17 protein-coding genes are annotated in these 25,834 nt (G+C 32.2%); 16 read left to right on the plus strand and 1 reads right to left on the minus strand.

Features of this window, described 5'->3' with window-relative positions:
* The first annotated feature begins 202 nt into the window (after positions 1-202).
* The 16 genes from B5E58_RS05890 to B5E58_RS05965 all read left to right on the plus strand — a co-directional run bounded on the left by B5E58_RS05890 (position 203) and on the right by B5E58_RS05965 (position 24,949).
* Positions 203-6,535 (plus strand): beta-N-acetylglucosaminidase domain-containing protein, encoded by a 6,333-nt coding sequence (locus tag B5E58_RS05890; protein WP_088108764.1) that lies wholly within the window; start codon positions 203-205, stop codon positions 6,533-6,535.
* A gap of 190 nt (positions 6,536-6,725) precedes the next feature.
* On the plus strand, positions 6,726-7,241 hold the full coding sequence (locus B5E58_RS05895) for a flavodoxin domain-containing protein (RefSeq protein WP_158097683.1): 516 nt from the start codon (positions 6,726-6,728) through the stop codon (positions 7,239-7,241).
* Between the two features lie 135 nt (positions 7,242-7,376).
* Positions 7,377-8,318 (plus strand): 3'-5' exoribonuclease YhaM family protein, encoded by a 942-nt coding sequence (locus tag B5E58_RS05900; RefSeq protein ID WP_088108766.1) that lies wholly within the window; start codon positions 7,377-7,379, stop codon positions 8,316-8,318.
* A complete protein-coding gene (locus tag B5E58_RS05905; RefSeq protein WP_088108767.1) occupies positions 8,318-8,629 on the plus strand; it encodes a hypothetical protein in 312 nt (103 codons plus the stop codon). Before B5E58_RS05900 ends, B5E58_RS05905 begins: the two co-directional genes overlap by 1 nt.
* Positions 8,622-9,206, plus strand: coding sequence for a CRISPR-associated protein Cas4 (gene cas4 / locus B5E58_RS05910; protein ID WP_088108768.1), 585 nt, complete (start codon positions 8,622-8,624; stop codon positions 9,204-9,206). Before B5E58_RS05905 ends, cas4 begins: the two co-directional genes overlap by 8 nt.
* Positions 9,207-9,210: 4 nt before the next feature.
* Entirely contained in the window at positions 9,211-10,584 is a 1,374-nt protein-coding gene (gene rlmD, locus B5E58_RS05915; protein WP_088108769.1) for a 23S rRNA (uracil(1939)-C(5))-methyltransferase RlmD, read from the plus strand.
* A gap of 26 nt (positions 10,585-10,610) precedes the next feature.
* On the plus strand, positions 10,611-11,030 hold the full coding sequence (locus B5E58_RS05920; RefSeq protein WP_088108770.1) for an HNH endonuclease: 420 nt from the start codon (positions 10,611-10,613) through the stop codon (positions 11,028-11,030).
* Between the two features lie 299 nt (positions 11,031-11,329).
* Positions 11,330-14,932: an S-layer homology domain-containing protein gene (locus B5E58_RS05925; RefSeq protein ID WP_088108771.1), complete on the plus strand. Its 3,603-nt coding sequence runs from the start codon at positions 11,330-11,332 to the stop codon at positions 14,930-14,932.
* Between the two features lie 284 nt (positions 14,933-15,216).
* Positions 15,217-16,194, plus strand: coding sequence for a LacI family DNA-binding transcriptional regulator (locus tag B5E58_RS05930; RefSeq protein ID WP_088108772.1), 978 nt, complete (start codon positions 15,217-15,219; stop codon positions 16,192-16,194).
* Between the two features lie 107 nt (positions 16,195-16,301).
* Positions 16,302-17,414, plus strand: a complete 1,113-nt coding sequence (locus B5E58_RS05935; protein ID WP_088108773.1) for an ABC transporter ATP-binding protein — start codon at positions 16,302-16,304, stop codon at positions 17,412-17,414.
* Between the two features lie 32 nt (positions 17,415-17,446).
* Complete coding sequence (locus tag B5E58_RS05940) at positions 17,447-18,718, plus strand: ABC transporter substrate-binding protein (RefSeq protein WP_088108774.1); 1,272 nt, start codon at positions 17,447-17,449, stop codon at positions 18,716-18,718.
* A 15-nt stretch (positions 18,719-18,733) separates the two neighbouring features.
* Positions 18,734-19,597: a carbohydrate ABC transporter permease gene (locus B5E58_RS05945; RefSeq protein WP_088108775.1), complete on the plus strand. Its 864-nt coding sequence runs from the start codon at positions 18,734-18,736 to the stop codon at positions 19,595-19,597.
* The gene (locus B5E58_RS05950) at positions 19,597-20,457 is read left to right on the plus strand and encodes a carbohydrate ABC transporter permease (protein ID WP_088108776.1); all 861 of its coding nucleotides are present in this window, start codon (positions 19,597-19,599) and stop codon (positions 20,455-20,457) included. Before B5E58_RS05945 ends, B5E58_RS05950 begins: the two co-directional genes overlap by 1 nt.
* 37 nt (positions 20,458-20,494) lie before the next feature.
* On the plus strand, positions 20,495-20,722 hold the full coding sequence (locus B5E58_RS05955) for an HPr family phosphocarrier protein (protein WP_088108777.1): 228 nt from the start codon (positions 20,495-20,497) through the stop codon (positions 20,720-20,722).
* Between the two features lie 27 nt (positions 20,723-20,749).
* Positions 20,750-22,945 (plus strand): alpha-galactosidase, encoded by a 2,196-nt coding sequence (locus B5E58_RS05960; RefSeq protein WP_088108778.1) that lies wholly within the window; start codon positions 20,750-20,752, stop codon positions 22,943-22,945.
* 192 nt (positions 22,946-23,137) lie between these two features.
* Positions 23,138-24,949 (plus strand): amylosucrase, encoded by a 1,812-nt coding sequence (locus B5E58_RS05965; protein ID WP_088108779.1) that lies wholly within the window; start codon positions 23,138-23,140, stop codon positions 24,947-24,949.
* 248 nt (positions 24,950-25,197) lie between these two features.
* Here the strand turns inward: B5E58_RS05965 and B5E58_RS05970 are convergent, their stop codons facing one another.
* Positions 25,198-25,824 (minus strand): hypothetical protein, encoded by a 627-nt coding sequence (locus B5E58_RS05970; protein WP_088108780.1) that lies wholly within the window; start codon positions 25,822-25,824, stop codon positions 25,198-25,200.
* Positions 25,825-25,834: the final 10 nt, after the last annotated feature.

The following is a 25,834-nucleotide window of genomic DNA, read 5'->3' on the forward strand; positions in this document are numbered from 1 at the left end:
TGTTACTGGTAGAGCAGGCGTAACCGTGGTTTATTTACATCGTCATAAAAAGGCTGTGTTTATAAGTCATGGTTTTTTTTTATTCTGTTTTAGTTGTAATATGTCTGACAATATTCTCAAATATAATATCTGTATAAATTAAGTTCGGATTATACAGAGTGAAAATTAAACGAACATAGGGGTAAAAGAAAGGAGAGGTTTTATGAAGTTTAAAAGAACGTTAGCGTCTACATTAGCGGCTGCTATGGTTTGTTCGTCTGTTCCTACAAATGCTTTTGCATCAGATACAGCCAGCGGTGTTCTTGACGATAACTATGAACTTTATCCTAATGTGCAGGAAATCACTTATGATGACAGTGTTGTGACACTTCCTGAAATAGTTAATGCGGTTTTTGAAGAAGGAATTGATGAATATACTGTTGATAGAGCAGAGTATGCTCTTGGTGCTGCTGGAATAAGCATGAATACAGTTGATGCTGCAAATCTTGAAAGTAAAAATGTTGAAGAAGCAGTTACTTATGAGGAACCTGTAAAAGAAGAAACAAAAGAAGAAATTGTAACAGAGGAAGTTTCAGAGGAAACAACAGAAGAAGTTGAAAATACTGATGCAGTAATTGAAGCTCCTGCAAATGAAGATACAGTTACAGAAGCATCTTTAGAAAAAGATACTGAAGAAGCAGTTGTATCTGAAGATAAAACAGAAGTAACAGAAGAAGTTGACTCAGGATTTACAGTTGAGCCAGAAGGAGAAATAACAGAAGAAGTAGACCCAGGATTTACAGTAGACCCAGAAGGAGAAACAACAGAAGAAATTGACCCAGGATTTACAGTAGACCCAGAAGGAGAAGCGACAGAAGAAATTGACCCAGGATTTACAGTAGACCCAGAAGGAGAAGTGACAGAAGAAATTGACCCAGGTTTTGGAGTTAACCCAGATGATGTTGTAGACCCAGGATTTACAATAGACCAAGAACTTGAATCTACTCCAGAAAAAATGATTTTAAACGAATTAAAAGCTGGAGAAGATGTACAGTTATTAGTTGGTATATATGGAAATGAAGATAACACAGTTGATGACTGGTTCAATGAAAATGTAAAAGATGCAGATTACACAGTTCTTGAAAAAACAGATTCATATATGCTTGTTATAAAAGGCAACCAGATAGCAGTTCTTGGACGTGATACAGACGCTGCTTTCTATGGTCTTACAACACTTAAACAGATAATGACACAGATAAATTCATCTACAAGAGAAGTTCGAGCTCTTTCAATTAATGACTGGGCAGACATTGCATCTCGTGGATTTATCGAAGGTTACTATGGTGAGCCTTGGAGTGTTGAAGACAGAGCAGAGCTTATGAGATTTGGTGGAGAAATAAAACTTAATTCATATTTCTATGCACCAAAAGATGACCCTAAACACAATTCTAGATGGCGTGAATTATATACACAAGATGAACTTGAAAGATTAGTAAAACCTCTTGCAGAGGCTGGAAATGCTTCAAAATGTCAGTTTGTTTTTGCTCTTCATCCATTTATGTATAATCCTATAACAAATTCAAATTATGATGAAACTATTAAAATATTAAAAGCAAAATTTGAACAGGTTATGGGTGCTGGTGTTCGTCAGATAGCTGTACTTGCAGACGATGCTGGAAATCAGGGTTCAGATTTATATATTAAACTTATGACAGAACTTGTTGATTGGGTTTCATCAGAAGAAATGCAGTCAAAATATCCTGGACTTAAGACAACTATTCCTTTCTGTCCTGTTGAGTATATGTACAATGGTGCTTCTTGGATGTCAAATCTTCCAGAGGAAGTTCCTGTTGTTATGACAGGTGGAAAGATTTGGGGTGAAGTTTCTGATAATTTTACAAATGTATTCTATAATAATGTAAAACGTGGACCATATATGTGGATTAACTGGCCATGTACAGACAACTCAAAACGTCACCTTATAATGGGTGGATTTAAAGATTTCCTTCACCCAGGAGTAAACCCAGAAAAAATTCAGGGTATAGTGCTTAACCCAATGCAGCAGTCAGAGCCTTCAAAGGTTGCTATATTCGGTAATGCTTGTTATTCATGGAATATTTGGGAGGATGGAGAAACAGCTGACCAGGCTTGGTATGACTCATTCAAATATGTAGACCATGAAACATATAAAGAAACACCAGAGTCAAAGGCACTTCGTGAAATTTCAAAACACATGATTAACCAAAACATGGATAGTCGTGTAAGAGTTCTTCAGGAGTCTGTTGACCTTAAACCAAAACTTAATGAATTTAAAGAAAAACTTGCAAATGAAACTCTTACAAAAGAAGACATTGAGTCAATGCGTAAAGAGTTTACTAAACTTCAGGAGGCAGCTGCTATCTATAAAGAAAGTGGAAATGAACGTCTTGCAGGTCAGATGGTATACTGGCTTGATACATGGCAGAATGTAACAGAAGCTGCTGATATATTCTTAAATGCACTTGAAGAATATTATATAAATGACAATGCAGGAGTAGTTCCAGAATATTATGTTGCTGGACAGGCACAGTTGGAAGAAGCTGAAACACATGGTTTTAGTTATATAGACCATACTGAATATGCTGAAGTTGGTGTACAGCATATAATGCCGTTCTTAAGAACAATACGTGATAAAATTGCTATTATAGCTGAACTTACTGTTGACCCATCAAAAGTTATTGCAACACCAATAACAAATATTGAGGCAACAACAAAAGGAACAATTTCAAATATAATTGATGGTAATGAAAAATCAGAAGTATACTTTGAAAAAGAAATAAAAACTGGCGATTATATAGGTATTGTTTATAACCGTCCAATAGCTATTGACAGTGTTCTTTTTGCAACAGGTCGTTCAGGAAACATGGCTGACACATTTAGCACATGTAAACTTGAGTACACAGAAGATGGTGTTGAATGGAAAGATGTTCCTGATGTAACTTTCTCAGGAAGTAAAACTGAAATGAAAGCTGAAAACCTTGGTCTTAAAGCTAAAGGTATCAGAATGACAGCCACAGCAAACAATGCAAAATGGCTTGGTGTAAGAGAAATATATATAAATAATTTACCAGTAGAAGCACCAGTTGATGAAGTAAAACCTCTCAGTGGAACTGTTTACAGAACAAGTGGATATACTGTTTACAGTGGTGCAGAGAAAAACCTTACAGACGGTGATGACAGTACAATAGTTTGGTACAATCCTTCAACTTCAAAGAAAGATACTTGTCTTGTTGGTGATTATTTAGGTCTTGACCTTGGTTCTGTTAAGAAAGTAGGAAAAGTACATATCGTTGTTGGTGACGGAAGTGGAGATAAATGGGAAACATATCGTCTTGAATATTCTGTTAACGGCGAAGAATGGACTAAAGTTAAGGATATAACAGGAAAAGCAACTGGAAAAGATACAACAGATGTTGACCTTGAAGGTGTTGAGGCTAGATATGTTCGTATTGTTAACACTAAAGAACGTAATGTATGGGTTAAATTCTCAGAATTTGATGTATATGAATATGTAGAAGATAAAACAGAAGTTATTCATTCAGAAGCTTGGAAAATACATCAAGGTTCCCTTGATAATTTATTAGATGGAAAAGACAATACATTTGTATGGTTTGACCCAGACGGAACACCAAACAATCCAGAACATCCAGATGATAGTCTTGTAGGCGATTATATAGGACTTAATCTTGGAGAAGTTAAACAGATTGGAAACGTTCGTTTCGTAATTGGAAATGGTAATGGAGATAAATGGAAAAAATATCACCTTGAATATTCTGTTGATGGTGAAACTTATACACCTGTAAAGAGTTTTGAGGGAAGCCAGTCTGGTTCAGATGTTATTGAAGTTAACCTTGGCGGAATTGAAGCACAGTATGTGCGTATGGTAAATGATGAGATAGTTGATGCTTGGATTAAATTCTCAGAAATAACAGTTAATGAGTTTAATCCTGAAACTGACACAGCAAAACATGCTATATCAAATAATGCTGATGTATTAAAAGGTGTTTGTGGAGTTGTTTCAGAAAATGAAGCTACAATATCAAAAGCATCAGAAATAACACTTAATCCGGGAGACTATGTTGGTCTTGAACTTGAGCGTATAAGCGGAATTGGTTCAATAACTGTTGATAAGACAGGTGGAGAAACACTTACACTTAAAGCAGGTGCAAACCTTGAAGAAATGAAAGCTTATACAGAAGGCAAAGTAAATGCTCGTTATGTATATATCCAGAATGATACAGATGAAGTTGTAACATTCCACCTTAATGAACTTAAAGTTACAGTTGAGGAAGCAACAGGAATAGTATTTGATAGCATAAGCTCAAATCTTCCTCTTGCACCACAGTGGAATCAGGATGACGCTATAAAAACTGGTACAACAGGAAACTGGTTTGACGGAAATGTAAATACAGGTGCAGTGTTTAGCCGTTATCAGGTAAAAGATGGTTGGATAATGTATGACTTAGGTCAGACACGTGAAATAAGAAAGATTGAAGCTCTTATTCCAGACACTAACCAGAACTATATTCGTGATGGTTTAATTGAAGTTGCAGCTGACAAAGATGGAGAATGGACAACAGTTGTAACAATGACTGACAATAAAGAGGCTACTGAATGGGATTCAAGTACAGCTGGTTCAATCGGTTGGGGTCAGGCAAGTAGTAATTATCCAAACTTTAGAAGTTTTTCAGGAGAACTTGAATCACCAGTAAATGCACGTTATCTCCGTGTAAAACTTACATCAAATTATTCACATAGATTTATTGGTCTCAATGAAATAATAATAAATGATGGTGAATATGTACCTGTTAATGGAAATCCTACTTTTGTAGTTGACCCAGCTGAGGTTTCTGCTGATTTTGTTCCAGAAAATATTATTGACGGAAGCATAACAACAGCATTTAAACCTAATATGACAGGTCGTGAAACAGGAAGCCTTGTTTACAATCTTTCAGATGTAACTCATATTGACCAGATTAATGTACTTCAGAGTAGCTCAGCAATAAGTAATGCAAAAGTATATGTGCGTGGTACACGTTCAAACCCTGCTAATATTGCTACTCTTTCAGAAGAAAATGACAACTGGGTACAAGTAGGAACTCTCACAGAGCCTCTTACAACTGTTTATACATATATGTTTGACAGTATCTATTCAATTAAACTTGAATGGGAAAATGTTACACCAGTATTCTATGAAATTGTTACAGTTGCAAATGGTGCTCTTGAAATAGACACAACACAGCTTAGCAAACTTTACGCTTCAACTGGAGAAATTAAAGATGAAAGTTACTATGATGAAGAACTTCTTAAAGCATATAAAGATGCTAGAGCTCATGCAGAAGGAATTCTTAATGGTACTATTGAACCAAAAACACAGTCAGAGGTTTTAGAGGCTTATGACAAACTTAATGCTGCATATAAAGAACTTATAAACAGCATTACTGAACTTGATATTGCTAAAGCAGAATTGCAGAAAGTAATTGATAGCTATGATGAGACACTTTATACAAAATCATCATGGACTGCATTTATTGAAAGTGAAGCTTATACAAAAGCAATTGAAGCTCTTAAAGGCGAAGATATAGAAGCTGTTAAACAGGCTGCTATTGATGTAGTTGAAGAAGCAAAAGTTACTCTTAAACTTAGCGGAGATACAAAAGCTCTTGAAGCTATGGTTAAAGAGGCTGAAAAATTAAATAAAGATGATTATACATCAGATACATATGCTAAACTTGAAGAGACATTAAAAGCAACAAAAGACGCTCTTGCAAAAGGCGACTTATCAGAAGAAGACGTTGCAAAATTACTTGAAAATCTTTCAAATGCAATTGAGGGACTTGAAAAAGCTCCTACTGAGGAAAGCAGTTCTTCATCAGGTGGTGGACACTACACTGTAAAACCAACAAGACCTGGTGAAACAATTAAAGATGATGATGTTCCTCTTGTTGAAAACCCAGATGACAAAGAAGATGCTCTCTTTGCAGATGTTACAGAAAATAGCTGGTTCTATGAAAGTCTTGAATTTGCTGTTGAAAATAACCTTATATCAGGTATCAATGGAAAATTTGAGCCAAACTTAAATACAACAAGAGCAATGCTTGTTGCTGTATTACATAGACTGGATAACAATGCTGAAGCAACAAAAGATTTAGAGTTTAAAGATGTAACAACATCAGATTGGTTCTACAATGATATAGCTTGGGCTGTTGAAAGTGGTATCGTATCAGGAATGAGCGAAGATACATTTGCTCCAAATGATAACCTTACAAGAGAACAGCTTGCAGTTATGATTTATCAGTATGCTAAATATAAAGAAATGAATACAGAAGTTACAGAAGACCATGTTGCAAAATATGATGATGTATCATCAGTTTCAGAATGGGCTAAAGAAGGAATGAACTTCTGTATTGAAAATGGTATTTTCTCAGGAAGAACAGATAAAGAACTTGCTCCTAAAGCGTTTGCTACAAGAGCAGAACTTGTTTCTGTAATTGACAGATTTGTAAATGAAAAATAATTACTTGCTTTATAGTGTTATAAATGTCTGAATTCTCCCCCCAATAAGAAGCAGATTATTAAAAAAATCCTATATATAAAGCAAATATTTATAAAGAGAAGCCGCAGGAATTATTTCCTGCGGTTTTTCTGTTGTCTTGACATAAATAACATTAGATTTTAAAATTATAAAAAGAATAGGAGTGATAATATTGAAAACAGTTATAATTTATGGCACAAAGTATGGAACAACAAAAAAATGTGTTGATTCTCTTTGTGAAAAAATAGAGGGAGATTTTGACCTTGTTGAAATTTCAGAAGCTGATAAAAAAACAATAAAAAATGCAGATAGAGTTATTATTGTTACACCAATATATATAGGAGATTTTTATAAAGGTATTAAAAAATATTGTAAGAAAAATATTGAAGAACTTCTTAAAAAAGATGTATATATAATGATGTGTTGTTCAACAAAAGATGAGTGGCTTTTAGGTGGATATGTAATAAAAAATACAAGTCCTCTTTTTATGAAACACGTAAAAACATTTATGAGTGTGGGAGGAGCTTTAAACTATGATAATCTCACATTCACAGAGAAAAAACTTATAGATTTTGTACTTAAAAAAGGTCAAAATAATAACCGTCAAGAACTTAAGTATATGAACAATGTTGAAGAAGATAGAATACAGAAATTTGCTGATATTGTAAACGGTAAATGTGAAGCATAAATAATATATTTTCCGAAGTTTCAAACTTCGGATTTTTTATTCTAAAATTTATATTATATACTATATTTTTTGGAGTTAATAAAGTATAATAAGATGTTAATGTAGTTGATTTTGTTTTGAAAACGGAGGATTTATATGCGATATATAAATGAAATAAGAGAAGGAGAAAATGTAGTTGAGCATTTTTTATGTAAAAGCAAACAGACTTTAAAATCTCGTGCTGGTAAAAGCTATCTTTCATTAAAATTACAGGATAAAACAGGAACTGTTGATGCTAAAGTTTGGGAACTTAATAATGATATAAAAGCTTTTGAAGAAAATGAATTTATAAAAATTGATGGTACTGCAATAGTATATCAAAATGAAATACAGCTTAATGTAAAGAAAATAAGAAGAAGTCTTGAAGGCGAATATGACCCTATGGACTATATTCCAAGTACAGAAAAAAATATTGATGATATGACAAAAGAACTTATTGGTTATATCAATACAATAAAAAATACTTTTATTAAAAAACTTCTTGAAGATATTTTTATAAATAATACTACAATAAGTAAAAAAATTAAATACCACTCAGCAGCAAAAAATATACACCATGGATATATGGGAGGACTTGTTGAGCATACTCTTTCTGTAACACAGATTTGTGATTTTATGGCACCAAGATATAAATATGTAGATAGAGACATACTTATTGCTGCCGCAATGCTCCACGATATAGGTAAAATATATGAGCTTTCAGATTTTCCAGAAAATGATTACACTGATGATGGACAGCTTTTAGGACATATTATAATAGGAACAGAGCTTATAACAGAGACAGCTAGAAATATAAATGGTTTTCCTAAAAAACTTGAGAGTATTTTAAAACATTGTATACTCTCTCATCATGGTGAATACGAATATGGTTCTCCACAGCTTCCAAAAACAATAGAAGCCTTTATTCTTCACTGTGCCGACAATATGGACGCAAAAGTAAAAGTTATTGAGGAGATGATTGATACTGACAGTACAGCGGGAAGTTGGGTTGGTTATCAGAAAATGCTCCAGAGAAATATTAGAAAGTCTGATTATTAATGTCTGAAAAACTTAAAAATTCAAGAACAACTATTTCGGCATCAGAGATTAACAGATTTACCTATTGTAATTATCAGTGGTATTATGAAAGGCTTTATGGAAGTAAACAACTTAGAGAGCTTAAAGGGGAAAGAAATAAAAAAATCGGAGTAGAAAATACCTATTCAAATTTTAAAAGGGGCACCGACTTTCACAATGAAGGTTACAGAAAAATGATGGCAAGAAGAAAATTAATAAGAGGGTGTATTATTGCGATAGTGATAATAATATTATGTACATTTATATATTTTAAGGTGAGACAAGGTGTTTAAAGAATTAAATTTTAATATTGATATAGTTTTTGGTATATGTATTGCTGTAATAGTGATACTTTTGTATGTAAGAATTAAAAATGGCGGATATATAAAGAAAAAATCATCTTTAAGTATGCCGGGATATGTTCTTGTATACACAGACCAAAGTGCAGATAAAAAAGAAAAAAATGTTGAATACAGTAAAATATTATATTCTGAAAAATATGATATCCAGGGAAAGCCTGATTATATATTTAAAAAGGCTATTGGAAGAAGTCTTGTTCCTCTTGAAGTTAAAAGTGGAACAATAGGAAGTGATGAGCGACCTCATAAAGGTGACTTGTTACAGCTTGCATCGTATTTTATTATAATTGAAGATGTTTATGGTGTTAAACCAAGATACGGAAAACTTGTTTATAGAGATTATATGTTTAAAGTTAGAAATACAAGACGTATAAGAAAAGAAGTTATTAAGACAGTAAATTCTATGCGTAATATGATGAAGACTGGAAAAGGTGAGGCGAATGCTTCCTTTGTAAATTGTCGTTATTGTCTTTGTAGAGGAACAGTTTGTAAATATTGTAAAAAGGAATGATTTTATGAAATTTGAACCTCCTGTAATTAAAAATGAAATATATGAAATGCATATAGATGATTTAGGCACAGAAGGTCAGGGAATAGGAAAGATTGATGGATTTACTGTGTTTGTTGAAAATGCTTTGCCATCAGAAATTATAAAAGTGCTTATTGTTAAGGTTAAAAAAAGTTTTGCCTATGGAAAACTTATTGAAATAATAAAACCTTCAAAATATAGAGTTGAACCTTTTTGTCCTAAGGCTAAAAGATGTGGAGGCTGTCAGCTTCAACATATGAGTTATGAAGGACAGCTTGAATTTAAGAGAAAAAAGGTTTTAGATTGTATTGAAAGAATAGGCGGTTTTGAAAATATATATGTTAATAAAACCATAGGAATGGAAAATCCTATACGTTATAGGAATAAAGCTCAGTTTCCTGTTGGTATGGGCAAAAATGGTATAGAAGCAGGATTTTATGCTAAAAGAAGTCATAATATAATTGAAACAGAAAAATGTTTTTTACAACATGAAATAAATGATAGTATTGTTGCTATTGTAAAAGAATTTATGACTGAAAATAATATAAAACCTTATGATGAAAAAAGTCATACAGGTGTTGTAAGGCATATACTCACAAGAATAGGTTTTGAAACTGGCGAAATTATGGTTTGTATTGTGGGAAATTCTAAAAAAATGCCTTGTGCTGATAAACTTGTTGAAAAACTGAAAGATTTTGAGGGTATGACAAGTATTGTTTTTAATGAAAACAGAGAAAAGACTAATGTTATATTAGGTAAAAAAGTTACTACATTGTATGGAAAAGATTATATTGTTGATTACATTGATAATATAAAATTTGAAATATCTCCTCTTTCATTCTTTCAGGTTAATCCAGTACAAACAAGAAAACTTTATGAAAAAGCTCTTGAAGTTGCTGACATTAAAGGAACTGAAAATGTACTTGATATATACTGTGGTATAGGTACAATTTCACTTTTCTTTGCAAGAAAAGCTAAAAGTGTTTTGGGGGTTGAGATAGTTCCGGAGGCAATTCTTGACGCAAAAAGAAATGCCAAAATAAATGGATTTGAAAATACACGTTTTGAGGTTGGAAAAGCTGAAGAAATTATTCCTAAACTTTATAAAGAAGAAGGAATATATGCAGATGTTGTTGTAGTAGACCCTCCAAGAAAAGGCTGTGATGAAGCTGTTCTTGAAACTATATCAAATATAAAACCTAAAAAAGTTGTTTATGTATCCTGTGATCCAGCAACTATGGCAAGAGATTTAAAATATCTGTGTGATAATGGTTATAGTATTAATGAGGTTTGGCCTGTTGACCAGTTCTGTCACACTACCCATGTGGAAACAGTTGTTTCGCTTTCGTATATTTTATAAAATATTTTTAAATAAGGTGATTTATTATGAGTTTTAATCCAGGGCTTTTTATAGGACAAAAATTAAAAAATTGTGAGATAATAAATATATTTAAGTGTGGAAATATGGGTGGGATGAGACGTTCTTTAACTACAAATACATTAGTGCTTATATCTGATTATACTAAAGATTTGTATAAGGATAAATGGATTGGAGAAGTTTTGCATTATACAGGAATGGGCAAGAGTGGTGACCAAGATATAAATTGGTCTCAAAATAAAACTTTAGCACAATCTAAATATAATGGAGTTGACATTCATCTTTTTGAAGTTGTAAATAAAGGTGAATATATTTATCGTGGACGTTTTGAACTTGAAAGTGAGCCATATACAGAAACACAAAAAGGTGATGATGATATAGACCGCAATGTTTTAATATTTCCAATAAAATCAGTAATTGATTTATAATTTATAAAAGTTTATTTTTGGTATTTTTATGGATTAAATATAAAACTTATTTAAAATATATATAGTTATTATTTGTTAAAAAATTAGTGGTATTAAATTCTTTTGAATTTAATACCTTTTTATTTGGTTAAAAAACATATAAAATGTTTGAAAAAACAATATATTTTAGTGCATTGTAACATAAATTTAATATTACAAATTGTTGACATTTGGATTAAAATACCTTTTTTATGATAAAATTAAATATAAGCATAAACAACCATTTTTGCTATGGTATTTATATAAAGGAGGTATGAACTATGAAATATAATGTTAAAAAAGCGATTTCGTTAATTATTGCAACGTCCATGTGTACATCTGTTACTGTTAATGCTATGGCGGCAAATAATGTACATAAAAATTCTATTTCAGCAGTTAATACACTGATATCAGGTGTTGCACAGGTTGGAGATGTAACTTATAACACATTACAGGAGGCTGTAAATGCAGTTCCTGAAGGTGGAACAGTAAAACTTCTTGGTAATATACAAATTAGTGAGAACCTTAATATAAATAAACCTATGACTATTGATTTGGGAGGCTTTGAGCTTTCTCTTTCAACAAGTATTGAGATTGCAAATGTAGCTTCTGGAGCGGTAACTATAAAAAACGGCTCTATAAAAAATGAAGGATATTCAAACTCAATAAATGTAAACAGTAGTAATAAATTTGAGATTAATGAAGTTAAAATGAATTGTGTTGCAAATGCAATTTATTGTAATGGAGTTAATGAGATTATAGTAAACAACTGTAATATTGATGTTAAAAGTGGAACAGCTATAAGTATTTCAAATAATAATACAGGTAATTTATATGTAAAAGGTTCTACAATAACAAAAACAAGCTATGGAACTTCTCCAATAAATATGTATTATATTGATAAAGCTACTTTTGAAGATTCAACTATAAAATATACATATAATAATGACGCTTCTGACATATTTTTATATGGAAGTATAAATGCAGATACCAATACTCCTAAATCAACTCTTGAACTCATAAACACAAATATAATACGTCAATCTGAAACAGCTTCAAGTGGTGGAATTGAGTTTAAAAATACAAGAACTATAATAAAAGGCGGAGATATAGACACTACTAAATCCGCAATTAAAATGGGAACAAATTCAACACTTGTTGTTGATGATACAGATATAAAGGGAAATACTATGTTTTATACTTTCCCTGAAAACATGGATAATATAACTGTTACAAATAGTTATATCGAAACTAATGGATTTTATAATGGAGTTTTATCACCTGAACAGAGTCAGAAAGTTAATGATGAATTAGGCGGTATTCCTTCAGCTGGAAATCCTGTAAATCAGAGATTAAGTCAAATTAATATGGATTTTAATGGAGAAACAACATTTGACTATGGTGAAAATGTTGTATTTAATGTAGCATTTACAAAGACAGACGCAAGTCAGCCAAATCCTAAAGGAAAAGTTCAGTTCTATATTGAAAGTGAATTGCCTGAAAATAAATTAGGTGAAGCAGCAATAAATAATAGTCAGGCTACTTTGACAGTAAATGACCAAAGATTGACAGCAGGAAACCACAATATAATTGCTGTGTATGACGGAAATGGTGTTTTTGATAAAGCCACAGCTACAACAGAGATAACTATAAATTCATTAGCTGTAAAAGATGCTGTCATAACTCTTAGTGGTGCAGAAAATCTTATTTATGACGGAAAAGAAAAAACACCAGCTGTAACTGTAACTTCTGATACTATGACAATTACTCCAGATAACTATGATGTTTCTTATATAAACAATAAAAATGCAGGAACAGCAACAGTTGTTGTAACATTTAAGGGGCAGTATTCAGGAGAGATTACAAAAGACTTTAATATAAATAAAGCTCCTTTGACTGTTATAGGTGCAACTATATCACAGAAATATTATGATGGAACAAATAAAGGAACTGTTGATACAGTTACTTTTGATGGAGTTGTCAATAATGACCAATTAACTATAAATACAGATTTTAATGCAGAAGCTGTTTTTGATAATGAAAATGTGGGAACAGGAAAAACTGTTGATGTTACTGTTAGTCTTAAAGATACAGCTTCAGCAGGAAACTATTATATTACAAATAACAAAATACAGCTTACTAATCAGACAATAGAAAAAGGCACATATCCAAGTGCAAATGTGCTTAGCCCTGAAATACTTGTTCAGAAAAATAATGGTTCTCAGGTAAGTGGAGAAATAACAGTAAATTCATTCTTTGTAGATGTTCCGGAGGGTGCTGTAATATCAGGTGTTTCACCAGCAGGAGCTACAATGGTTAATCCTGTAAAAATTGAAAATGGAAAGATTTTATATACTGTAAATTCTAATATTACAAATGATATTACAGAAGATTATACTGTTACAATATCATCACCAAACTATAATGATATAACAGCAAAAATTTCATTTAAAACAACAGACAAAAGGATAGCCAATGTTACAATGAGTGGACAACCTGAAAGTGTAAGCTATGGAAATCAGTCATTTACACTTACAGCAGTTGCAAAGGGTAGTGACGGAAATAATCTTACAGGTGGAACATGGACATGGTCAAGCAGTGATACAAATATATTGACAGTTGACCAGACAGGCAAAGTTACTGTATTAAAACCATCTGATAAACCTGTAACAATAAAAGTTGAATATTCAGACGGAGATTATACAGGTTTTGCAGAATATTCAGTTATTGTTAAAAAAGCAGTTCCTCCATTTTCATTTGAATATGGAAGCATGACAAAAGAACCGGGTTCTGCTGCATTTACAAATAAACTTGTTTATCCTGATTATATTAATAGTGGTGCAATAACATATACAAGCAGTAATACAGCCGTTGCAGATGTAAATTCAACAACAGGTGAAATAACTGTTAAAGAAAAAGGAACAACAGTTATAACAGCAAATCTTCCAGCAACAGACAATTATGAGGCTGTAACAGCTAAATTTACTTTAACAGTTGGAAGTAGTTCATCAGGAAGTACATCAAAAAGATACAGTGTTTTCCTTGATGAGGGAAAAGGTGGAGATGTTGAGTTAAATCATACAGATGCAAGCCGTGGAAGTACAATAATAATAGATGTAACTCCTGATAAGGGCTATGAACTTGATTATATTAGAGCAACAGACAGTGGTGGAAATGAAGTTAAAGTTGAAGTTTATAATGGTGATAGATATTCATTTATAATGCCAGATTCAAATGTACGTCTTAAAGTAAGATTTATGAAAGAAGAAATTGAAGATGAAGAAGATGACAAGAATGATGATGACAATGAAGAAGTAGAAGAAAATGAAATGAAGTTTACAGATGTATCAAAGGATAATTGGTTCTATGATGCAGTTAAGTTTGTATATGATGAAGGAATTATGAATGGTACAAGTGAATATACATTCTCACCATATCAGACTGTAACTCGTGAAATGCTTGCAGTTATAGTTTATAATATGGAAGGTCAGCCAGATTATAGGGGAACTATAAAATTTACTGATGTAAATGAAAATGCATGGTATTATGACGGAGTTTCTTGGGCTGCTGAAAATGGTATTGTTGCCGGATATGGCAATGGAATTTTTGGAACAGGAGATATGCTTACAAGAGAACAGCTTGTATCAATACTTTATAGATACACAGATATGAAGGGAATTGATACACCTACTAGCGGTACTGCTATAAATGGATTTTATGATAAAAATGAAATTTCAGATTATGCAGTAAATTCAATGAAATGGGCAATAGGACAGGGAATTGTAAGTGGTGACGGAACAGGTCATCTTAATCCTAAAAAAGGAGCAACAAGAGCTGAGATAGCTTCAATTCTTATGCGTTACTATGATAATGTTCTTGAGTAATATTTTTTAAAGGCGGTTTTTAAACCGCCTTTTTTTATTTTATATAATCAATATATATAAAAATGAAAATGGTTTCTTATATAACATATTATAAAATAGGTTAAATCTGGTTTTATTTTAAAAAATACTAAAATTTATTGTATATTTTATATAAAAATATTATAATTAACATATCTATAAATAACGAATATATGCATTAAAAACTGTGAAACAGTATGAAAACGTTGACATGTTTTATTAAAAAAATATATAATAAATATGCGATAAGGAAGGGGGACTTTTGAATGTCTAATATACGCGACGTCGCAAAAATGGCCAATGTATCTGTAACAACTGTTTCTCGTGTTTTAAATAATACCGGTTATGTAAATATAAAAACGAGAAACAAAGTATTACAAGTAATAAAAGAACTTGATTATCATCCCAATGAAATGGCAAGAGCTTTTTCCAGACAGAAAAGTTATCTTATAGGACTTATTATTCCTAATGCTGCACACCCATTTTTTTCAGAAATAATAAGAAATGTGGAATTATGTGCATATAAAAACGGATATAAAATACTTGTCTGCAATTCTTTAATGAATGTAGATAAAGAAGTGGAATATATAGATATGTTAAAACAGCATCAAGTAGATGGAATTATAATGGCAAGCCAGACTATGGATGTTGAAAATTATAAAAATCTTAATCTCCCTATTGTAGCAATAGAAAGAAAAATTTCGGACAATATACCCTATGTCTCCTCTGATAACTATACTGGAGGAGTTATGGCGACAGAACATTTAATTGAATCCGGCTGTAAAAAGCTTATACATATATCAGGAAATCTTAAAATCGAGATGAAAGCTAATGATAGATGTCTTGGTTTTGAAGATGTTTGTAAGAAAAGAAATATACCATATAACATTTTTGAAGTTGAAGCTAGTCTTATTGAGAATTTTAATTATGATGATGTGGTACAAAAAATTCTTCTTGAAAATCCTGATGCTGATGGAGTTTTTGCCAGTGCTGACTTGATAGCGGCGGCTGTTATACGTGCTTGCAGTCAGCTTGGAAGAAAAATACCGAAAGATATGAAGGTTGTAGGATTTGACGATACAATAATTGCATCTATAATGCAACCTCCTATTACATCTGTTAGACAACCTATTGAATCAATATGTAGCTATGCTGTAAATTCAATACTAAATCAAATTGAAGGAAAGATAGTTCCAAATAAAACAGAACTTCCGGTAACACTTATAAAAAGAAGAACAACATGACGGACATAATTAATTAGGGCAAAGATTTAAGCACCAGGCAAACTGTTTTGATAGTATAAAACAATACTGTAATTTTAATTTTTAAAAAAGGAAGGCAGGATGTTAAAATGGCAAGTATTAAATTTGAAAATGTAAAAAAAATATATCCTAACGGTGTTGAAGTAGTTCACGGATTTAACCTTGATATTAAGGACAAAGAGTTCGTTGTATTTGTAGGTCCTTCAGGATGTGGAAAATCAACAACACTTCGTATGATAGCAGGTCTTGAGGATATTTCATCAGGTAATCTTTCAATAGGTGGTAGAGTTGTAAATAATCTTACACCTAAGGAAAGAGATATTGCCATGGTTTTCCAGAATTATGCCCTCTATCCTCATATGACAGTAAAAGAAAATATGGCATTTGGTCTTAAACTCAGAAAAGAGGATAAAAATGTTATTGAAGAAAAAGTTATGAATGTAGCAAAAATACTTGGTCTTACACAGTATCTTGACAGAAAACCAAGTGCTCTTTCAGGTGGACAGAGACAGAGGGTTGCTCTTGGTCGTGCTATGGTTAGAGAGCCACAAGTATTCCTCTTTGACGAACCTCTTTCAAACCTTGACGCAAAACTTAGAACTCAGATGCGTGTTGAGATAGCTTCACTTCATAAACGTATCGGAACAACATTCGTTTATGTAACACATGACCAGACAGAAGCTATGACAATGGGTGATAGAATTGTTGTTATGAAAGACGGATATATTCAGCAGGTTGACACTCCTATAAACTTATATAACAAACCATGTAATCTTTTCGTTGCTGGATTTATAGGAACACCTCAAATGAACTTCATTGATGCTAAGATTGTTAAACATAATGATGACTACTATGTAGCTTTTGGAAACTATGAAATTAAAATTCCAAAGGGAAAAGTTAATGATAAATTTGAAAAATATATTGGAAAAGCTGTTGTGGCAGGCATAAGACCAGAATGTCTCCATGAAGAAAGCATATTCTTTGATGAAGATAAAGGAAATGTACTTAATGCAGCTGTTGAATTTACAGAAGTTCTTGGTTCAGAAGTAATTCTTCATCTTGATTGTGGTAATAACTGCAAATTTATGGCTAAAATACCTAACCGTATGAAAGCATCTGTTGGAGAAAATATAGTTATTGCCATTGATACAAATAAAATTCACCTCTTTGATAAAGAAACAGAAGTTGCTATATGTAATTAATGTGCTTATTTTTGGGGAAAGGGTGAATTAATATGAAAAAATTTTTGAAAAAGGTTGTGCCTTTATTTCTCACAACTGCAATGTGTGCAGGACTTCTTGCAGGTTGTGGAGAAGAAAGTGACGGACGAGTTAAAATAGAAGTTATGCAGTACAAAAGAGAGGCAACATCAACATTTGAACAACTTGAAAAAGAATTTGAAGCACAAAATCCTGATATTGATGTTGTTATAACTTCTCCAAATGATGCTACTGTTATTATAAAAACAAGACTTATAAAAAATGATGCACCTGATATTATAGGAATTGGTGGTGACCGTGCTTTTGCCGATTTCGTTGAAGGTGGAGTTATAGATGACATAAGTGATTTTGAAGGTCTTTCAAAGGTTAAACCTGAATATCTTCAGATGACAAAAGACCTTGAGCTTATACCTAAAGAAGGTTATTATGCAGTTCCTTTTGCTGCAAATGCTAATGGTGTTCTTTACAACAAAGATATGTTTGCTGAACATGGTTGGGAGATACCAAAAACATGGGACGAATTTATAGCACTTCTTGAACAGATAAAATCAGAAGGTGTAACACCTATATGTTTTACACTTAAAGAAAGTTGGACTGACCTTGCAGCTTGGAACTCTATTGATGCATCAATAAACAGTCCAGAATTATTCCAGAAAGTAAATGAAGGTGAGACAACATTCTCAGAGGCTTATGGTTTAACAGCAGATAAATATCAGCAGCTTCTTCAGTATGGACAGGACGACCCATTTGCTTATGGTTATAATGACGGTTGTGTAGGCTTCGGTGGTGGTGAATCTGCTATGTTCCTTCAGGGAAGCTGGGCTATTCCACAGATACTTTCTTCAAACCCAGATATGAATATAGGCTGTTTCCCAATGCCTGCTACAAACAATGTTGATGATAATGTACTTACATCAGGTGTTGACCTTTTATTCTCAGTTATGGAAGGTACAGAACACAGAGAAGAATGTTTAAGATTTATTGACTTTATGATACAGCATGACTCTGTTGCTGCATACACAAGCGAACAGCAAGCAGTTTCATGTATAGAAGGAGATTTTGAATATGCAAAATCAATAGAAGAACTTGCTCCATATTTTGAAGCTGGAAAAGTTCAGGACTTCCCAGACCACCATTATCCAGCAGAAATGCCAGCAGGTGACATGATACAGGGCTTCCTTCTTAATGGAGATAAAGAGACTTTCTTAAATAATTTTGACACAGAATGGGTAAAAACTAACCGTGATATTATAAATAAACTTAAAAAACTTGAAGAACAATCATAAGGGGGCTTGTATCACATGAAAGATAGAAATAAAATATATTTGATGATTGTTTTACCTATGGTTCTTTTGTTTTTCGCATTCCACACATTTCCTCTTTTAAGAGGTTTTGTATACAGTCTCACAAACTCAAAAGGCTTTGGTACATATGAATTTATAGGTCTTAGAAACTATGCAGATTTATTTGTTGATGAGCGTGTAAGAAATTCTTATCTGTTTACATTTAAGTTTGCTATTGTTTGTACAATAGTTGTAAATATTATAAGTATGATACTTGCTCTTGGACTTAACAGTAAAATTAAATTTAAAAGCACATTTAGAGGACTTTATTTCCTTCCAAACATACTTGGAGGACTTATTATAGGTTATATCTTTAACTTTATATTCACATTCATTCTTCCAAGTATCGGTCAGGCTTTAGGTAGTGAAGTTTTAAGCAAGAGTATACTGGGAAGTGTAAATCTTGCATGGATTGGTATCGTAATTTGTGTTGCTTGGCAGGCAATAGCTTTTAACACTATTATTTATATTTCAGGTCTTCAGACAATACCAGCAGATGTATATGAAGCAGGATACATTGATGGAACAACAAAATGGCAGCAGTTCTGGAAAATAACTTTCCCTCTTATTGCACCATTCTTTACAATAAACGTTGTTCTCTGTATGAAAAACTTCCTTATGGTATTTGACCAGATTATGTCCCTCACAAATGCAGGACCTAATCTCTCAACAGAGTCAATATCAATACTCATATATAAAGCAGGTATAAGCGGAAGCCAGTTTGGTTATCAGTCTGCTAACTCTGTAATTTATTTCATAGTTATAGTTGCAATTTCAGTATTCCAGATGAAAGTATTAAATAAGAGGGAGGTACAGTTATAATGGTAAACGCTGCAAAACCTAAAAAAGTAAAAGAAAAAAGCAATATTCCTGTTACAATACTTCTTGCAATAGGTGCACTTACAATACTTTTTCCACTGTATCTTACAATAGTAATTGCCTTTAAGTCACCTGACCAAATGAGTAATAGTGCTATGAGTCTTCTGTCACTTCCTACATCATGGAGCCTTAGCAATTTTAAAGAAGCCATAATTACAACTAATTTCCCAGTTGTTCTTATGAACAGCCTTATTATTACAGGTTTTACTGTTGTATTTGTAATAATAACAAATTCACTTGTTGCCTATGCAATAGCAAGAAATATGCACAAACGTTTTTACAAACTTGCATATATGTATTTTATAAGTGGTATGTTTGTTCCTTTTGCAATATTAATGTTACCTCTTGTAAAACAAACAAGTATACTTCATATGGACAATATACCGGGAATTATAATACTCTATGTAGTATTTAATATGTCAATGAATACACTTTTATATGTTGGTTATCTTAAAAATATACCAATAGCTCTTGAAGAAGCAGCTTATGTTGACGGTGCAAGTACATGGACTGTTTTCTGGAAAATAATATTCCCACTTTTAAAGCCAATGCATGCAACAGTTGCTATTATGACAGCTCTTGCAACATGGAATGATGTTATGATGCCTCTTGTAATATTAAATGGTAATGATGCATATTCAATGACACTTCCTATGGCACAGCTTCTTTTCCAGACAAAATTCGGTACAAATTATAATGTTGCCTTTGCTTCATACCTTCTTGCACTTCTTCCTATACTTATATTCTACTTATTCGCTCAGAAGTGGATTATAAACGGTGTAACAAATGGTGCTGTAAAATAAATTTTTATTTATTAGATTATGAAAGGATTGATTTTTTATGGAAAAAACAATATGCCTTAAAACAATTTCAGATGTAAAAAATTTTGTTAATATAGTTACAACTTGCAGTTATGATGTTGACCTTATAAGTGATAAATACGTTATTGATGCAAAATCAATAATGGGAATTTTTAGTCTTGATTTATCAAAACCACTTAAAATGGTTCTCAACAGTGAAGATTGCGATGATATTTTAGAAAAATTAAAAGACTTTATTTGTGAATAAACATAGTATTTAGAAGGGATTATTGATATGGGCATAATATTTGATGAAAAAAACAGAATTTTTCACTTGACAAATGGAAGTATAAGCTATGTATTACAGATATCAAAAGATGGTTATATAAATCATCTTTACTTTGGAAAGGCAGTCAGAAGTTATAAGGGAAGCAATTCCCTTATAAACTATGACAGAGGATTTAGTCCTAATCCTGAAAACCATGCTTTAAACAGAGTTTTCTCTCTTGATACACAACCTATGGAGTATCCTTCCTATGGTTTAGGAGATTTCAGAAATCCAGCTTATGTTGTACAGCTTGAAGACGGCTCTACAATAAGTGACCTTAGATATGTATCTCATAATATATTTGAAGGTAAAAAGAAATTAGAAGGACTTCCAGCAACATGGACTAATGAACCTTCTGATGCTACAAGTCTTGAGATTATTACAATGGATACTGTTACAAATCTTCAAGTTGTTCTTTCCTATACAATATTTAATGATTATGATGCTGTATGTAGAAGTGCAAAATATAAAAACTGTGGAAAAAATAATATAAAGATATTGAATGCATCAAGTATGTGCCTCGATTTCAGAGAAAGCAATTTTGAATGTATATCCCTCTATGGTGCACATATAAACGAAAGAAACGTACAGAGATTTAAACTTAACCATGGTTGTCAGAGTATAGAGAGCAAAAGAGGTATGAGCAGTCATCAGTATTCACCTTTTACAGCTCTTGTAAGAAAAGATACTAATGAAGACTTTGGTGAAGCTTACGGAATAAGTCTTGTATATAGTGGTAATTTTGCAATCAAAGTTGAAGTTGACCAGTTTGACCGTACAAGAGTTACAGCAGGCATAAATGATTTTGATTTTACATGGCTTCTTGAAGAAAATGAGGAGTTCCAAACTCCAGAATGTGTTATGGTGTATTCTGATAAGGGCTTAGGGAATATGTCAAAAACATTCTATGGACTTTATCAAGACCATTTAAGCAGAAGTATTCACACAAAGAAAGAGCGTCCTATACTTATAAACAACTGGGAAGCTACATACTTTGATTTTACAGAAGAAAAAATACTTCAGATTGCAGAAAAGGGAAAAGAACTTGGCATGGAGCTTTTTGTTCTTGATGACGGTTGGTTTGGAAAGCGTAACAATGATGATTGTTCTCTTGGAGACTGGTTTGTAAACAAAGATAAAATACCAAGTGGAATTGACGGACTTGCAAAGAAAATAAAATCAATGGGAATTGATTTTGGTATATGGATAGAGCCTGAAATGGTAAATGAAGATAGTGAGCTTTATCGTAAACACCCAGACTGGTGTATACACGTTAAAAATCGCCCTCATACTTATGGTAGAGAACAGCTTGTTCTTGACCTTTCAAGAAAAGAAGTTAGAGATTATGTTGTAGAGGTTATAACAGACGTTATAAAAGATGAAAATATATCTTATGTAAAATGGGACGCTAACAGACATCTTACAAATATAGGTTCATTTACACTTCCAGCTGATAGACAGAGAGAAACTGTTCATAGATACGTTTTAGGTTTATATGATATTATGGATAGAATAACATCTGCAAGACCTGATATACTTTTTGAAGGTTGTAGTGGTGGAGGCGGAAGATTTGACGCCGGAATATATTACTATATGCCACAGACTTGGACAAGTGATAATACAGATGCTATATGTCGTTTGAAAATACAGCATGGAACAAGTCTTGTTTTCCCTCCTGTTTCTATGGCATCTCATGTTTCTGTTGTTCCTAATCATCAAGTTGGTAGAATAACACCTATGTCAACAAGAGGAAACTGTGCAATGTCTGGAAATCTTGGATATGAGCTTGATATTACAAAGCTTGATGAAAAAGACCAAGAAGAAGTAAAAAAACAAGTTGCTTTTTATAAAGAAATAAGAAATACAATACAGTTTGGTGATTTTTATAGAATATTAAGTCCTTTTGAGGGAAATGAAACAGCATGGAATTTTGTTTCAAAAGATAAAGATGAGGCAATATTAATGTATTTCAAAGTATTGTCAGAGCCTAACTGTAATGTTACAACAGTAAAAATGAAAGGTCTTAATCCTGACTTTATATATGAAAATGAAGAACTTGGAAAGTTCTACGGTGATGAGCTTATGTATAGTGGTATTGCTGTTCCAATACAGAAAGAGGACTTTGCAAGTAAAATGTGGGTGTTTAAAAAAGTTGCGGAATAAATATAATATATTTTCGTCAGTATTTAATTTTAAAACTGTTTGTTTATATAAATATTTTGATAAAAATACATTTTTACCCAACTGATGCATTTAAAATACTGATGATTATTTTTTAAATATTCCTTAAACATAATTTTTTTAGGCGGAGTAAAATGCTCCGCCTTTTAAAGAAATAAAAATCGGAGTGATGGTATGGAAGCCTTTGAAAATAAGCTTTATAATTATTATAAATCAATTTATGGTGAAAGCGGAGAAAGTAGACTTAGATATAGTCAGCTTCAAGAGATAATTGAAAAAGCTAAAAAAGAGAGAAAAGACGAACTTAAGATACAGGATAAAAAGGGAAGTAGTTGGTATTTATCTGAAAATATGGCTGGTATAATGCTCTATGTTGATAAATTCAGCGAAAATCTTAAAAAGTTTGAGAGCAAAATAGATTATCTTGCAGAGCTTGGAATTACATATGTTCATTTTATGCCTCTTTTAAAATCTAGAGAGGGCAACGATGATGGAGGATATGCTGTTTCAGACTATCTCAATGTAAAAGAAAGTCTTGGGGATATGAGACAGCTTGAAAGAGTAATAGGTCTTTTAAAGAAAAAAGGAATAAGAACTTGTATTGACTTTGTTTTAAATCACACAGCAAAGGAACATGAATGGGCACAAAAATGTAAAATGGGTGATGATGATTATAAAGATATGTATTTCATGTATGATAATGATGAAATACCTAAAATGTATGAAAAAACTCTCACTCAGATATTCCCACAGGTTGCTCCGGGAAACTTTACATATTATGATGATATAAATAAATATGTAATGACAAGATTTTATGAATTTCAGTGGGATTTGAACTATAAAAATCCTCAGGTTTTTAATAAAATAACAGAGGTTTTATTAACTCTTGCCAATAAGGGTATAGACATTTTTAGACTTGATGCAATTCCATATATGTGGAAAGAACTTGGAACAGTTTGTATGAACCTTCCACAAGTGCATACACTTCTTAAAATGATGGAACTTATTGTTGAAGAAGTTTGTCCTTCTGTAATATTCTTAGGTGAGGCTATTGTTGAGCCTAATGAGATTGTAAAATATTTTGGAACAAAAAATGAAAGAGAATGTCATGTAATGTATAATGCTTCAATGATGGTTCTCTTATGGAACAGTCTTGCCACAAGAGATGTAAGACTTATGGAAAAATCTCTTTCAATAGACTATGGCACACCTTCTGACGGAGTTTGGATAAATTATGCTAGATGTCATGATGACATAGGTTGGGGCTTTGAGGAAAGTGTTCTTCGTGAGCTTGGACAAGACCCTTTCCTTCATAAGAGATTTATGATTGAGTATATGGAAGGTAATTTCCCTGAAAGTTTTGCAAGAGGTGAACTTTATGAGTTTAACCCTGTAACTCTTGACGCAAGAAATAGCGGAACAATGGCTTCAATGTGTGGTCTTGAGCAGGGTATAAATAATAAAGATGATTATCAAAAAGAGCTTGCTATAAAAAGAATTCTTCTCTTAAATGCTATGATAATATCATATACAGGTATACCTCTTTTATATAGTGGTGATGAAATAGGTGCATTGAACTATTATGACTATAAAAATAATCCTGAGGAGTCTGGTGACTCAAGATGGCTTCATAGAGGTCCTATGGATTGGGAAAAAGCTGAGAGAAGAAAAGATAAAACAACAATAGAAGGTATAATATTCAACAAAATAAAAGAAATGCTCTATATCAGAAAGAACAATAAAGAGTTTTCATCTTTAATTCCTTCTAAACCTGTATTTACAGGAAATAAAGGTGTTTTTGCATTCCATAAAGAAGATAAAATGCTTGTACTTGCCAACTTTACAGAGCATGAACAGAGAATTGATGCAAATACTGTAAATTGGTTTGGACTTCCTAATGTTACAGAAGATATGATACAAGGTAAAAAGGTTAAACTTGAAGGTACTATTGTACTTGGACCTTATGAATATCTCTGGCTTAGATAATAAAAAAGGCTGTATATATTAAAAATATATACAGCCTTACTGTTTTATAAGACCTTATACCTAAAAAGGCAGAATTAACGGGTAGTTGTTTTGGACTAGTGTATCAGTATTAAGGTTTTAGTATTAGAGGTTTTTGTCTTTGAAAACGATTATCGCTTAGAGATTTTATAAGCTTCAAAATATCCTCTTTTTGCTTTGTACAGAATTACAGTTCACCTGTACTGGAACTGGTCTTAATAAAACAGTTTTTATGCAAAATACTCCTCAAGAATTTCTTCAAGAGAGTTATTCACATCAAATATTGGTTTGTAGTCAACTTCTGTGCATATAAGGGTTTTTTCTATTTTTTCTGATGTTTCATAAGAATTTTTTGACAATTTTTTCTTTAAATTTTTAACTTTGTTTCTGTCAAAGTTTATTGTTGTTATTGCCTTTATATCATAATGATATGTTGCTTCTTCTTTGTAATCAATTTTATAAACGTATCCACAACCGGAATTTTTTCTAAGTTCCTCATGGGCTTCTGTCTGTATCATAGCTGATAAAGTGCTCATAAGTTCATGTATTGCAACATTCATTTCAATAGCCTTATCAATACTTATATCAGTGTTCTTTTTTGCCTCTGCTATGGCAGTACAGAGTTTGTCTTTTTCACAGATGATAGTATATGTAAAATCTATAAGGTCATTTATTGATATATTTTTAAAATTTTGGCTTTCCAAAATTTCTTCGTCTTCCATTTCTGGAAAAGCTGATTTTTTATAGTGTATATATTTTGTTTTTGTTATATATTCAGGGTAGGAAAGTATATGGTTTAATCTGTGGAGTATATCATTAAATTTGTTTTGGTATCTAAAGGCTTCTTTTAAATTCATATATATCAGT

The sequence above is a fragment of the Tyzzerella sp. An114 genome, from assembly GCF_002161055.1.
GTDB classification, from domain to species: domain Bacteria; phylum Bacillota; class Clostridia; order Lachnospirales; family Anaerotignaceae; genus Fimicola; species Fimicola cottocaccae.